The organism is Nannocystis pusilla (assembly GCF_026626665.1).
Classification (GTDB): Bacteria; Myxococcota_A; Polyangia; order Nannocystales; family Nannocystaceae; genus Nannocystis; species Nannocystis pusilla.
This window is the reverse complement of record NZ_JAPNKE010000002.1, coordinates 2,622,333-2,636,117: the sequence shown is the minus strand read 5'-3', so window position 1 is coordinate 2,636,117 and position 13,785 is coordinate 2,622,333. Positions and strand designations below refer to the sequence as shown.

The following is a 13,785-nucleotide window of genomic DNA, read 5'->3' as shown; positions in this document are numbered from 1 at the left end:
CCTCGTGCAGCTGCGCCCGCGCGCCGGCACCCAGGCCTACTTCCGCTGGCGCGCCGTCGGCGACCGCGTCCTCGTCACCAACCTCGAGGGCAACTGGCTGCTGCTGACCGCCCCCGAGTTCGCCCAGTTCGTCGAGGGACATGTCCCCGAGGACAGCGACCTCCACGCCCGCCTCAAGGCCGGCAACTTCCTGCGCGCCCACTACGACGTGCGCGCCGCGGCCGAGCGGATCCGGGCCCGCAAGAGCTTCCTGGCCGGCGGTCCCAACCTGCACATCCTCGTCGTCACCCTGCGCTGCAACGAGACCTGCGTCTACTGCCACGCCTCGCGGGCCAACATGGACCAGGTCCACACGGACATGACCCGTGAGACCGCCGAGCGCGCGATCGACCTGGTGTTCCGCAGTCCGAGCCCGTTCGTCACCATCGAGTTCCAGGGCGGCGAGCCGCTCGTCAACTTCGACGTCGTCAAGCACGCCATCGAGTACGCGGTCGACCAGAACCGCGCCCACGGCAAACGGCTGCAGTTCACGATGGTCTCGAACTTCGCCCTGCTCGACGACGCCAAGCTCGAGTACCTGATCGCGCACCGCGTGCAGCTGTGCACCAGCATCGACGGGCCGGAGAAGCTGCACAACGCCCAGCGCAAGCTGCCGACCCAGGACGCCCACCAGCGCGCGGTCCGCTGGATCAAGCGGGTCAACGAGGCCTACGCCGCCGCCGGCCTCGACCCGACGCTCTACCACGTCGAGGCGCTGCTCACGACCACGCGCGAGACCTTGCCGCTGTGGAAGGAGGTCGTCGACACCTACGTCGGCCTCGGCTGCAAGGCGCTGTTCCTGCGCGCCATCGACCCGTTCGGCTTCGCCGACCGCACCCGCCAGCGCCTCGAGTACCCGCGCGGCGACTACATGCAGTACTACCGCCGCGCGGTCGACTACATGATCGAGCTCAACAAGCAGGGCGTGCAGATCCTCGAGCGCTACGCCAGCATCTTCCTCACCAAGATCCTGCGCGGCGAGGACCCCAACTTCCTCGACCTGCGCAGCCCCTCCGGCGCGGGCATCGGCGCGCTGGCCTACAACTACGACGGCCAGGTGTTCACCTGCGACGAGGGCCGCATGCTGCACGAGATGGGCGACGACACGTTCCACCTCGGCGACGTGCGCACCAGCAGCTTCCGCGAGTTGGTCGGCCACGAGACGGTGCGGGCGATGACCATCGCCTCCAACCTCGACGGCCAGCCCGACTGCGTCCACTGCACCTACCAGCCCTACTGCGGCACGATCCCCAGCTTCAACCACAAGAGCCAGGGCTCGATCTTCGGCCGCATGCGCGAGAGCAACGTCTGCGCCGTCCACAAGGGCATCCAGGACTACCTGTTCGAGAAGCTGGCCGAGGCCGACGCCGAGACCCTGGCGATCTTCGACCGCTGGACCACCGTCCGCAGCCGCGACCACTTCGTCCAGCCGGCGCCGTGAGGCGCGAGTGCTCCTTCGGACATGCCTGAACGGGCATGTCCGTCAGGTCATGTCCGGCACGCGCGTCGCTCCGTGCTTCATTCGCACAGCGGCGCGAGCTCCGGGCACACCGGCCGGCCCAGGTCGTCGTTGCACGCCCACACCCCGCCCTCGCAGCAGCTCGCGCCCTCGATGCAGGGCGGGTCCGGCTCGGTTTCGGGCTCGCAGCACGCCTCGCTCCGACACAGCTCGCCCGGCGCCGCGCACGTCGACTGCCCGCCGTCGTCGTTGCAGGCCCACCCCCCGTCCTCGCAGCAGCTCGCGCCCTCGAAGCACGGCGGCTTGGCGGCCGGATCGCAGCACGCCGGCGGGCACACTTCACCCGGCGCGTCGCACTCGTCGCACGACCACTTGCCGCCGCCGCAGCAGGCCGCGTCGACGCAGGCCGGTCGCGTCCGCGGCAGGCAGCAGCCGAGCTCGCCGACGGTCTCGCCGGGAACCTCGTCGGGCCCGGTGCTGAAGACCGCCGTGGTCGACCCGGTCGTGGTGCTCGCCCCGGTCGTGACCTCCGTCGTCGCCCCGGTCGTGGTCGTCTCCGTGGTCGTGCTGGCCTCGCCGGTGGTCGGGCTCGCACCGGTCGTCGTGCTCGTACCGGTCGTGCTCGTGCCGGTCGTCGTGCTCGCGCCGGTCGTCGTGCTCGTGCCGGTCGTGCTGCCCGAGGCCGTCGTCTTGCCGTCGCCGCCGCAGCTCGCCAGCATCAGCGCCATCGCCGAGGTCCGAAGTCCAGACGCGTGCATACACCCACTTCGCACGCCGCGCCGCCCCGCGCAAGTCCGCCGCCCGTCTCGACCTGTCCTCGAGGCCAGACGCACCTCGCGCCGCCGTTCTCGTCGGCGACGCTGTCCTCCGGCGAGGATTGCTCCGCGCTGCAGCGTTCGAGTCGCAGGCCCTCACCCACGCGCCCGCGCGCTCGCGGGCGTCAGCGGCCGCACCGCCAGAGTCAGCGCCAGGCCGACCAGCAGCGCCACCGCCATGATCTGCAGCGTCGACGCGTACAGCTCGACCCGCGAGCCGCCCGGCGGCAACGCCCCCAGCCGGGCCTCGCGGATCGACGTGATGAGGATCGGCCCGGCCACGCCCGCGGCGCTCCAGGCGGTCAGGATCACCCCGTGGACCGCGCCGACGTTACGGGCGCCGAACATGTCGGCCAAAAACGCCGGGATAGTGGCGAAGCCGCCGCCGTACATCGTGAAGATCACCACCACCGCGAGCTGGAACAGCTGCCACTGCCCGCCGGCGGCCAGCTGTGGGATCGTCACGAACAGCGCCGCCTGGACCGCGAAGAAGATCGAGAACACCGCGCGCCGGCCGATCCGGTCCGACAGCGACGCCCAGAAGATGCGGCCGAACGCGTTGAAGCCGGCGATCACCGACACCATCGCGGCCGCCTGCTCGGGTGTCCTTTGGAACATGTCCTGCATCATCGGCGACGCCTGGGCCAGGATCGAGATGCCGGCGCTGATGTTGATGAACAGCATGCCCCACAGCAGCCAGAACTGGCGCGTGCGCACCGCCATCGGCATCGTCAGCTCCGGCTCGCCGGCCAGCTGGATGGCCTTCGGGACATATCCCTCCGGGCGCCAGCCGTCGGGCGGGCGAGCCAGCGACCGCGCCGCGCCCATCATCACGAAGAAGTACACGGCCGCGAGGATCCACAGCGTCGACGCCACCCCGACCGCCTGGATCAGCCGCTCCTTCACGGGCGCGGCGATCAGCGCCCCGCCGCCGAAGCCGAGCACCGCCATCCCGGTCGCCAGCCCGCGCCGGTCGGGGAACCACTTCACCAGCGCGCTGACGGGCGACACGTACGCCAGCCCCAGCCCCGCGCCGCCCACCACCCCGTAGCCGACGAACAGCAGCCACAACCAGCCGAGCCACACCCCGAGCCCGCCGAGCGCCAGGCCGCCGGCGAACAGGCAGGCCGCCAGCGTCGCCGCGCGCTTCGGGCCATGTCTCTCGAGCCAGGTCCCGCCGAACGCCGCCGACAGCCCGAGCAGCGCGATGGCGATCGAGAACGTGTACGCCGCCGCCCCCTTCGGCCACGTCGGGTGCAGCGCCTCGATCGGTTTATTGAAGACGCTCCAGGCGTAGACCGAGCCGACACACAGATGGATCGCCACGGCGGCGGGCGGGATCGTCCAGCGGCTGCGCACGCCTCCACGATGCCAGATCGCCAGCGCCTCGGCACCGCCGCCCGACGGCGTTCACGTCGCCCGCGGGGACACCCGCGCGTGGATCGCCGCGCTCAGCCGACGACCACCGTCAGCGTCACCGACTCGAGGGTGCCCTTGTCGGCGAACGCCGAGTCGCCGGCGCAGAAGCGCCACGTGCCCTCGGACGGCTCGCCGACGAAGTCGCCGAAGTCCTCGCCGGGCCCGGCGCCGGGGCTCGGCGCGTACTCGCAGACCCCGTCGTCGCGGCACACCGCCTGGTCGATGCCGATCGTGTGCCCCATCAGCTCGGCGTCGGTGCCACCGTCGCGGAACGCAACCGGCCACACCGGATCGATGTCCGAGTTCTCGGTGCTGTCGGACATCCCGTCGTCGGCCGCCTCCGCGCCGCCGGGCAGGCTCAGGAGCGTCAGCACCGTGCCCTTCGGGCTCCACAGCTTGAACACCAGGTCGCCGACGTGCGGGTGGTCGGCCCCGATCTTCATCCGCACGTCGTGGACCACCCCCACCTCGGCGATCGCCAGGTCGACGCACACCATCGAGCTCTGGCTGCCGTCATAGAGGTCGCTCGGGATCGTCAACGCCAGGTCTTCGAGCACCACCTCGGTGTCCTCGCCCTGGCTCTCGAACTGACACGCGGGGTCGCAGCCGTCGCCCGGCGCGAGGTTGCCGTCGTCGCACTGCTCGACGTCGTCGCGCACCAGCCCGTCGCCGCAGGCCGCCAGCTCGCAGCCCGCGGTGCAGGCGGCGTCGTCGGCGTTGGCGGCCCCGAGGTCGCACTCTTCCTCGCCCTCGACGATGCCGTTGCCGCACATGTCCGAAGGACCAGGTCCCGTCGAGGTCGACGTCACCTCGGACGTCGGCCCTGTCGTCGCGCCGGTGGTCGGCGCGCCGGTGGTCGTCGGCCCGTCCGTCTCGTCGCTCGCGGTCGTTTCCTCGCCCGTGCTCGTGCTCGTGCTCGTGCTCGCCGACGTCGCCCCGCTCGCCGACATGCCGACCGTCAACCCGGTGTCGGCCGGATCGCCGCCGCAGGCCGGCAACAACGACAGGAACGCCACGAAGCTCCGCACGTGCATGGCGCGGCCTATGGCACAGCCGCGCGCGCGTGCCAAGCGTGGCTGCCCTCGCGCGTGACAACCTTCACGCCAGGCCGCGCCGCGACCTCGCCTCGCGGTCCCGCCGACGTCACGCACGCTCGCGGCGCGCGGGGGAGCTCTCCGAAAGGACAGGTGCCGCTCGCGGTCGGCCGTCGCTCAGCGCCGGGGCGTGATCCGGAAGCACTTGTGGATCTTCGGGCTGCGCGCGAAGTCCTTGGGGATCGTCGACGCCGACAGGTCCTCGATGTCGAGGTCGGCCAGGCGCTCCTGGTCGAGGCGGAAGCGGCGGTAGTTGGTCGAGAAGATCAGCACCCCGTTGCGCTCGAGCAGGCGCACCGCCCCGCGGATCAGCTCCACGTGGTCGCGCTGCACGTCGAGCACCCCCTCCATCTTCTTCGAGTTGGAGAACGTCGGCGGGTCGAGGAAGATGGCCCCGTAGCGGCGCAGCTCGCGGGCCATGAACTCGCGGCACTCGGCCTCGACCACGCGGTGCTGCGGCCCACGCAGCCCGTTGAGCTCGAGGTTGCGGCGGGCCCACGCGCAGTACGTGCTCGACAGGTCGACCGACGTCGTCGACAGCGCCCCGGCCTTGCCGGCGTAGACCGACGCCGAGGCGGTGTACGCGAACAGGTTGAGGAACCGCTTGCCGCGGGCGGTCTGGCCGACCAGCGCGCGCGTGTCGCGATGGTCGAGGAACAGCCCGGTGTCGAGGTAATCGGTGAGGTTGACGAGGAACCGACCCGGCCCCTCGCGCACCTCGAGCATGTCACCCGCGTCGTCGCGGCGGCCGTACTGCCCGCCGCCCTTGGCCCGCTCGCGGCGCTTGCACACCACCTGCGTCGCCGGGATCTCGAGCGCGTCCGGGATCACGCGCAGCGCCTCGCGCAGGCGCGCGGCGGCCCGCACCGGGTCGATCTCGCTCGGCGCCGCGTACTCCTGGACCATGGCCCAGTCGCGGTAGAGGTCGACCGCGATCGCGTACTCGGGGATGTCGGAGTCGTAGATCCGGTAGGCCTCGAGCCCGTGCCGCGCGGCCCAGTTGCCGAGCTGCTTGCGGTTCTTCCGCAGCCGGTTGAACAGCGCCTCGCCGCCCTCGCTGCGGGTGTACTTGCGCGGCGGCGGGGCCTCGCGCGGCACGTCGAAGCGCAGCAGGTTGACCGCGATGGCCCCGTTGTAGAGCACGTGGCGCCGCTCGGCCCGCAGCCCGATCGCGTGCCCGAGCTCGAGGTCGGGCGCCAGGATCGCCGCCTTCCACCCGCCGAAGTGATCGCGCAGCCGCTCGCCGAGCAGCTCGTAGAGCGCCGGCATGTCGGCGCGGACCCCGAGCCGCTCGCCGTAGGGCGGGTTCGTGGCGACCAGCCCGATGGCCTCTCGTTCCTGTCCCGAAGGACCTGTCTCCGGGGCCACGAGCTCCGCGAGCTCGCGCCGCTCGACGCGGATCCGCCCGCCGAGCCCGGCCCGCGCCGCGTTGGCGACCGCCGCCTTGACCGCCGCCGCGTCGCCGTCGTAGCCGTAGATCGGCGGCACCTTGCTGAGCCCGATCGCCGCCCGCGCGCGCGCCTCGGTCAGCAGCTCGGTCCACAGCGCCGGCTGGTGGCCGCGCCAGCCGAGCAGGCCGAAGTACTCGCGCCCGAGCCCCGGCGCGCGGTCGCAGGCCATGTGCGCGGCCTCGATCAGCAGCGTGCCCGAGCCGCACATCGGGTCGACCAGCGGCGCGCCCGCGGCCGCCAGCGCCGGCCAGCCCGCGCGCATCAGCATCCCCGCCGCCAGGTTCTCCTTGATCGGCGCCTCGGCCCCCTCTTCGCGGTAGCCGCGGCGGTGCAGGGCCTCGCCGGCGAGGTCGATCGAGATCACGGCCTCGTCGTGGGATGTCTCTTGGAACATGCCCTTGATGCCAGACGACGCCGGCTTGCGCAGGTGGACGCTGACCCGCACGTCCGGGCGCCGCACCGCGACGTCGGGGCGGATCCCGGCCTTGGCGTTGAACTGGTCGACGATCGCGTCCTTGACCCGCTGCGCGCCGAAGCGGGTGTGGACGATCGCCGCGTTGGCGCCGGTGAAGTCGACCGCCATCGTCCCGCGCGCCGACATGTGCTGGCGCCAGTCGACCCGCTGCACCGTCGTGTACAGCTCGTCGGCGTCGCGCGCCGGCCCGACGCCGACCTCGAGCAGCACGCGCCCGGCCAGCCGCGACCACAGGCACGCGCGGTAGCCCACGAGCAGCGGCCCGCGGAAGTACACGCCGGCCGGCTGGAGCCGGATCGCCGTCGCACCGAGCGCGCGAAGCTCGTCGGCGAGCAGCTCGAGGAGGCCTTGCGGGGCGCTGGCGAAGAAGTTGTGCTCGTTCACGTGGCGCCCGGGCTATAGCGACTTTCGCGCGCGCACGCGAGTCCGCCGGCGTGTGCGTCGACTTGCGCCGCGCGTGCGAGCTGACCTCACGGACATCCGACGCGGTGCGCTATCTGCGGCGTGGGCCTCGCTCACGCCGGTCTGCGGCGCCGACGGGCGCCGGCGAGCGCGAGCAGGGCCAAGAGACCTGGCGCCAGGCCGCCCTGCCCCGCGCCGCCGATCCGGCAGCCGTCGTCCTGGCCGTAGCCCGGCGGCAGCGCGCCACCGCTGGCCGGGCCGGTCGCGTCGCCGCCGGTCGACGTCGGCTCACCGCCGCTGCCGGGGATCCCGTCGGTGGTCGGCACTTCGTTGCCGGTCTCGCCCCCGCCCGTCCCCGTGCCGCCCCCGGTGTCCCCGGTGGTCCCGCCCTCGACCGGGCACAGCGGATCCGACGGATCGCCGTCCTCCGGGCACTGCGGGTCGTCGAGCAGGTACACCGCCGAACCTGTCCCCTGGACCAGGAACGGCGCCGGCCACACATCTGTCCCTTGGGGCATGGCCATGAGGTCAGCCGCCTGGATCGTCTGCGCGGTCGCGGCGTCGAACTGCCACGCCGCCGCCACCTCGGCGCTGGCGATCCGGCGGCGGAAGCCGACGTCGACCAGCCACAGCGTCGGGTCGCCGGCGACCTGGACCAGCGCCGGCGCGCCGGCGATCGCCTGCCACTCGGGGATCGCGTTCAGCGTGGCGTCGTCGACCTTGGCCATCTGCCACAGCGTCGACAGCGACCACGCCTCCAGCGCGGCCGGATCGGGCACGTGGCGGCGCACCCCGGGCGGCAGCTCCGGCGGCGGGCAGGCGAACTGCAGCGGGCTGCCGTCGAGCTGCGTCGGCCCCTCGCCGCCGAGGTCGACCCCGTAGACGTAGACCGGGTGTGACGCGCCGTCGAGCAGACTGCGCGGAAGCCCCAGCGACAGCCCGTGCGCGCACGAGTCCAGCACCTGGCACAGGTCGTCGCGGTGCTGGTCCGCCTTCACCGTCACCTCGATCGCGTTGGGATCGCCGTGCGGCGCCATGAAGCTGACGATCGCGTCGACCGGCGTGTCCTTCTGATCCGGGTCCCACGCCCAGCCCTGGATCCCCGCCGCGCAGTCGGCCGCGTCGAGCGTGCCCTCGGCCGGCTTGTTCGGCGGCACCACGCAGGCTCCTTGCGCCTGCAAGATCTCGATGTCGTCGCCGTAGTAGAAGCGGAGGATGTCGGCGACCTCGTAGCCCTTCGTGTTCTCGAGGCAGCGCGCGCCCCACTGCGACATGCAGCCGCGGTTCTGCCCGTAGCCGCTCGAGTTGAGGTCCTCGGGGAACACGAACCCGAGCTCGGTCTGGTCGACGCTGTAGAGCGTCTTGCCCTCGTTGAAGGTCACCCACTTCTCGGTCGCCGACGCCGTCCCGTTGTCGGTGTCGACGCAGCTGGCCGGCTGCTGGCTGTCGCCGGCGACGTAGAAGGCGTACGTCAGCCAGTCGTTGTACGACAGGTACTGCCCCGCCGTCGCCGCCACCGCGTCGTACGCGACCTGCTTCGGCTCGGTCCCGCAGCCGTACACCTGGCAGCCCTGGCCGTCGCAGATCTGGCCGTCGTTGGCCATCGCGTAGTAGGCCACCGAGCGGGCCGCGATCGCCTGGGCCTTGAGCGCCTCGAGGTTGGCCCCGCCGTTCTCGCAGGTGATCACGTGCGGCAGGTAGTCGGTCTCGGTCGCGCGCGACACCCCCTCGACCACGATGTTGCAGTAGGCCTGGCCGATCGGCGTCGGCACGGCCGCCAGCGGCTCGGGCAGCGGCGAGCCCTTGTCCAGCGGCGGCGCCATGCCGCGCGGCGCACCTGGCTGATCCGACAGGTCCGAAAGGCCATCCACGACCTCGGCCCGCGCCACCTCCCCGTCCGGCTGCGCGGGATCACAGGCCGAGAGCGACAGCAGCACGACGAACGGGGCGCGGGTCATGACGGACACCTCCACCCGTCATCATGCCCGGGGCGCTTTCGCGCTACAAGAGAAGTCGAGGTGCGCTCAGGGGCGCGCCCGATGCCTCCAGGACCTCTCGCTCGTCGGCATCACGCGCTCCCCGCACTGGCCTGCGATTCGCGCATCGACCTGCTCCTGGCCGTCTTCCTCTTTCCCGACCTGCAGTTCAGGCGTCTGCCGCACTGGCCCGGCGCGTCGCAAAAGGCGGCGGGAATGCTCCGAGCGCGCTACGGTTTTCATCGTCGCTGACGTGATGGAAGCGGATCGACGCGCCCGACGCGGGATATCGCGGTGGACCCGGCTCGTGAGCGCGCTCGGGATCGGCGCGCTCGCTCTGGCCTGTCAGTCCGCCGATCCCTGCGGCCGCACGGGCGTCGGCGCGCTGTGCCTCGATCTCGCGGGCGCCCGCACCTACACCTGGGGCCTCGCCGCCAACGCCACCGTCGTCGCCGACCTCGACGCCGACGGTCGCCCCGACCTCGTCGCCGCCGGCGACGTCCGCGGCACCGTCGGCGTGTTCTGGGGCCGCGCCGACGCACGTGGCGTTCAGGACATGTTCGATGGGACAGCCACGAGCTGGTCGCTCGGCGGCTCCACGCAGGACCTCGCGGTCGCCGATCTCGACGGCGACGGCCGCCTCGACGTCGCCACCGCCCTGCCCGGCCGCGCCGAGATCGCCGTCCTCCGCGGCCAGGGCGGGCGATCGCTGGCCGAGCCCGAGCGGATCGCCGTCGGCGACGGCCCGCGCCGCCTCGTCGCCGCCGATCTCGACGCCGCCGGTCCCTCCGAGCTCGTGGTCGTCAGCGAGACCGCCGGCGCCGTGACGGTCGTCCGCGGGCTCGTCGCCGACCCGCCGCTCGGCGTCGGCGCCGGCGCGCGCGACCTGGCGATCGCCGACCTCGATCACGACGGCCACCTCGACGTCGCGGTCGCGGTCGCCGACGCCGGGGCGATCCAGGTGCTGCTCGGCGACGGCCACGGCGGCCTCGTGACCGGCCCGCGTCACGCAGTGGGCCTCGCGCCCACCGCGGTCGTCGCCGCCGATCTCGACCGCGACGGCGCGATCGATCTCGCGACCCTCGACGTGCTCGCCGACGACGTCACCATCCTGCACGGCGACGGCCAGGCCCGCGTGCGCGCGCAGCCGCTGGCCCGTCGATCCCGCGCCGCACGGCCTCACCGTCGCGCCCGACGACGACGGACAACCTGCTCTTTTCGTCCTGTCCGATCAGTCAGGCAACATCCAGCGCGTCGATCCGCGCCGCGGCGTCGTCCTCACCGGCACGCCGCCCGCGCAGCCGAACCACCTGCTGGTCGGCGACCTCGACGGCGACGGCCGCGACTCGCTCCTCTACGCCGGTTTCAGCGCCGGCCTCGGCGAGCTCGTGTCCGACCGCGGTCTGCGCGTCGAGCCGCTGTGGCAGCGCGAGCGCACCGGCGGCACCGTCCCGCTCGACATCGACGGCGACGGCGTCGACGAGCTGCTCATCGATCTCGAGGAGCAGCCCGAGCCCGATCCGTCGCTGCCGATCGATCCCGAGGACCCGCCGTCGCGCACCTTGCAAGTCGCGCGCGGGCCGGAGGCGCTCGACCTCGAGCTCGACTCGAACCTCGGCGGCGCGCTGCGGGCGGGGTCGCGGCCGACTTCGACGGCGACGACCGCAACGACCTCGTGCTGTGGGATGGCCGCGCGATCGCCGTCCTCCGCGGCCAGCCCGACGGCACCTTCCCCCCGGCGTGCCCGCGCCGCAGCCGAGCGAGCCGCGAGCGTACGCCGTCGTCCACGCCGCCGACCGCGACCGCCTCGTGTTCGCCGGCAACCTCTCGATCCAGGTCCTGCACCTCGGCTCCGACGGCGCTCTCGCGGTCGAGGACGAGGTCTCGCTCGACGACTTCCCGGTCGGCCTGTCCGCGATCGACCTCGCCGGCGACGGCCGCACCGACCTCGTCGTCCATCTGTCCGACTCGATGCTGCTGATCGAGGACCTGCAGTTCGACGCCCCGCGGCGGATCGACTCGCCGGCGTCCGCCCGCACCACGACCCTCCTGCTCGTCCCCGGCGAGCACCCGCGGCGCGACGCCCTCGTGTGCGCCAACCCGGGGCTCGTCCTCATGCCCGACCTGTTCGGGCCCTCGCCGGGCGATCCGGTCGTGCTCGACCCGCTCGGCTGCGAGCGCCTCGCCCTCTTCGATCTCGATGATGACGGTCGACGCACCGAGGTCGTCGCCCTGCGCCCCGACGGTCCGGCCAGCGGTGTCCAGCGCGTGGTCTTGACCCCGTGGCACCGCGACGACCACGCCTGGCGCTCGCTCGCCTCCCGGGCCGTCACCGACGCGTTCGGCGCTCCGCGTCTGATCCATCGAGGCGGCGGCCGCCTGGCCCTCCTGCGTCACGGCTCGAGATCCGAATTGGTCGCCGAGGACATGTCCCTCGGGCCAGCCATCGCTGCCCGCCCGCACACCCGGCTCAGCAGCGGATTCGGCGCCGAGCCCGGCGACTTCGACGGTGACGGCGCCCTCGACCTGTTCCTCCACTCCGGCCTGTTCTCCGGCCCCAGTCGTCACGGCTTCGCGTTCGGCGACGGCGACGGCGGCTTCGGGCCGACCGAGCTGCAGACCGACTTCCTCGCCCCCGACGTCACCAGCCAGCAGGTCCTGGCCTTCCAGCTTGACGACGATCCCGCCGACGAGCTCGTGCTCACCCTCCGCTCGCTCGCCGGGGACCGCACCGATCTGATCCGCCTCGACTTCGAGGACGACGGGCCCCGTCAGCAGCGGTTGCTCCGCTTCCCCACGCAGCGGTTCGTCAACTTCTTCCCCGGCGATCTCGACGGCGACGGCCGCCTCGACCTCCTCGTCGTCGGTCCTGTCGAAGCTCTCGCGGGCACACCCGCCGGCCCGGCCGGGAACACCGACAGCAGGACAGTCCGGCGCACCGCGTTCCTTCGCGGCGTCGAGGGCGGCTTCGCCGACGCTCGCTGGGACGAGCTCGATCTCGGCGCTTCCTTCAACGTCATCGGGCTCACCGAGCTCGACGGCGACGGCCGCCTCGATCTGCTGTCCTACGGCTTCGGGCTCGAGGTGTCCTCCGGGCTCGGCGACGGCCGCTTCCAAGCATCTCGCCGGTGGACCGACGTGAACCCGTACGACTTCGCCGTCGGCGACCTCGATCGCGACGGCCGGCCCGACATGGCCGCGGTCGTCCTCCTCTTCGACGCGCCCCCCGGGCTCCAGCAGCAGCTCCTGTGGCTTCGTGGCGGCGTGACTGCCGGGCCGCCGCGGGCCATCTTCAACGGCGCGCGCAGCGTCGACATCGCCGACATGGACGGCGACGGCGAGCTCGATCTGCTGGTCGCCGGCACCGACGACGCGGTGCACGTCGGCCGCTACCGCGACGGCGCCTTCCGCTTCGAGCGCTACCCCGTGCCCGGCGCCGCCCAGATGCTGCGGGTCCGCGACGTCGACGGCGACGGCCTGCGCGACCTCGTCGGCTGGGGCACCGGCTCCTCGACCATCGTGAGGCAACTGCCGTGACCGCCCGTATCCTCGCCCTGCTCGCGCTCCTGGCCGCCTGCGATCACCTGCCCGCGCCCAGCCTCGAGGGCGAGCACGTCCGGATCGCCGCGAGTCCGGGCCTCGAACCGTGCGCCGGCAACCTCGCCCACATGGACCTGTTCGTCGCGCGCATGGCCGCCGAGACCGGCGTCCCGGCGCCGACCGGCGACGATCGCTTCACCTACTACTGGCTGACCGCCGAGGACTTCGTCGACCTCTCGCCGTGTCCGCGCGAGGTCTCCGCCTGCACCGTCTTCGACACCATCTACTCGCGCGAGGCGGTGCTCGATCACGAGCTCGTCCACCTGTTCGGCTTCGACACCTCCAGCTTCTTCGCCGAGGGCTTCGCCGTCGCCTACGAGGGCCTCGGCGGCGGCGTCTACGATCTGCGGCCCACCATGATCACGAGCCGCGACATCTGGTCCTCGCTGCTCGCGGTCCTGTGGTTCGGCGTCAGCTACGACGACGCCGGGGCCTTCGTCGCCTACCTCCTCGATCGCCACGGCCCCGCCAAGTTCCAGGCGGCGATGCCCCACTTCCCCCTGCTCGCCTCGCGCTCCGGCATCGATCGCGTGTTCCGCGACCACTTCGGCGTCTCGCTGGCCGACAGCGTCGCCGAGTTCACCGCCGAGCGCGAGCGGTGCCCGCACCTCGCCTACGACCGCAAGATCATGGAGTGCGACGCCCCGCGGATCGCCTGGGACGGCCGGCGCCACGCCGAGTACCGTCGCATCGCCGCCGACGAACCCGACGCCCTCGGCCCGTTCGGGCGCGACGGCTTGGTGATCCTGCGCAGCATCGACATCCCGGCGGACGGCACGTACGAGCTCGAGATCGTCACCGACCCACGCGTCGGCCAGAGCGCCCTGTCCGCCGGCCAGACGCTGAGCGTGGTCGGCTGCGGCCGCTGCGACGACGAGCCGGTCGTCCACGAGACCACGGACATGGCCCGCCTCGAGCTGCGCGCCGGCCGGCACGCCTTGCGGCTCCACGGCCGCACGAACGTCGACACCCGCGTCGCCTGGTCGATCACCCGCGTCGACGACCCGACCCCGCGCTGACGCATGCCCGATCGAACGTGTTCGATGGAGCATGTC

General features: G+C 72.6%; 9 protein-coding genes and 1 pseudogene. 4 read left to right on the top strand and 6 right to left on the bottom strand.

The window, feature by feature from the left end; genetic code table 11:
• Positions 1-4: 4 nt before the first annotated feature.
• Entirely contained in the window at positions 5-1,480 is a 1,476-nt protein-coding gene (gene hxsB / locus OV079_RS11470) for a His-Xaa-Ser system radical SAM maturase HxsB (RefSeq protein WP_267768216.1), read from the top strand.
• Positions 1,481-1,557: 77 nt separating this feature from the next.
• Here hxsB and OV079_RS11465 read toward each other — a convergent pair whose 3' ends face one another.
• The 5 genes from OV079_RS11465 to OV079_RS11445 form a co-directional block, all read right to left on the bottom strand.
• Entirely contained in the window at positions 1,558-2,226 is a 669-nt protein-coding gene (locus OV079_RS11465; protein ID WP_267768214.1) for a hypothetical protein, read from the bottom strand.
• A 183-nt stretch (positions 2,227-2,409) separates the two neighbouring features.
• On the bottom strand, positions 2,410-3,672 hold the full coding sequence (locus tag OV079_RS11460) for an L-lactate MFS transporter (protein WP_267768213.1): 1,263 nt from the start codon (positions 3,670-3,672) through the stop codon (positions 2,410-2,412).
• 92 nt (positions 3,673-3,764) lie between these two features.
• Positions 3,765-4,766, bottom strand: a complete 1,002-nt coding sequence (locus tag OV079_RS11455) for a DUF4215 domain-containing protein (RefSeq protein ID WP_267768212.1) — start codon at positions 4,764-4,766, stop codon at positions 3,765-3,767.
• A 177-nt stretch (positions 4,767-4,943) separates the two neighbouring features.
• Positions 4,944-7,136, bottom strand: coding sequence for a bifunctional 23S rRNA (guanine(2069)-N(7))-methyltransferase RlmK/23S rRNA (guanine(2445)-N(2))-methyltransferase RlmL (gene rlmKL / locus OV079_RS11450; RefSeq protein ID WP_267768210.1), 2,193 nt, complete (start codon positions 7,134-7,136; stop codon positions 4,944-4,946).
• A gap of 131 nt (positions 7,137-7,267) precedes the next feature.
• Complete coding sequence (locus OV079_RS11445) at positions 7,268-9,112, bottom strand: SpoIID/LytB domain-containing protein (protein ID WP_267768208.1); 1,845 nt, start codon at positions 9,110-9,112, stop codon at positions 7,268-7,270.
• Here OV079_RS11445 and OV079_RS57710 point away from each other — a divergent pair.
• Positions 9,111-10,148 (top strand): annotated as a pseudogene (locus OV079_RS57710) (FG-GAP repeat domain-containing protein); the annotation flags it as partial. The gene OV079_RS11445 and the pseudogene OV079_RS57710 overlap by 2 nt on opposite strands.
• Before the next feature lie 217 nt (positions 10,149-10,365).
• Here OV079_RS57710 and OV079_RS11435 read toward each other — a convergent pair.
• Positions 10,366-10,698, bottom strand: a complete 333-nt coding sequence (locus OV079_RS11435) for a hypothetical protein (RefSeq protein WP_267768205.1) — start codon at positions 10,696-10,698, stop codon at positions 10,366-10,368.
• A 172-nt stretch (positions 10,699-10,870) separates the two neighbouring features.
• Here OV079_RS11435 and OV079_RS55765 point away from each other — a divergent pair, with 172 nt between their 5' ends.
• Entirely contained in the window at positions 10,871-12,667 is a 1,797-nt protein-coding gene (locus tag OV079_RS55765; protein ID WP_267768203.1) for an FG-GAP-like repeat-containing protein, read from the top strand.
• Positions 12,664-13,749: a hypothetical protein gene (locus OV079_RS11425; RefSeq protein ID WP_267768202.1), complete on the top strand. Its 1,086-nt coding sequence runs from the start codon at positions 12,664-12,666 to the stop codon at positions 13,747-13,749. The genes OV079_RS55765 and OV079_RS11425 overlap by 4 nt, the downstream gene beginning before the upstream one ends.
• Positions 13,750-13,785: the final 36 nt, after the last annotated feature.

Bases quoted from the DNA above. Each gene is read 5' to 3' on its own strand.
- OV079_RS11445 (WP_267768208.1), bottom strand. From the start codon at position 9,112: ATGACCCGCGCCCCGTTCGTCGTGCTGCTGTCGCTCTCGGCCTGTGAT.
- OV079_RS11455 (WP_267768212.1), bottom strand. From the start codon at position 4,766: ATGCACGTGCGGAGCTTCGTGGCGTTCCTGTCGTTGTTGCCGGCCTGC.
- OV079_RS11465 (WP_267768214.1), bottom strand. From the start codon at position 2,226: ATGGCGCTGATGCTGGCGAGCTGCGGCGGCGACGGCAAGACGACGGCC.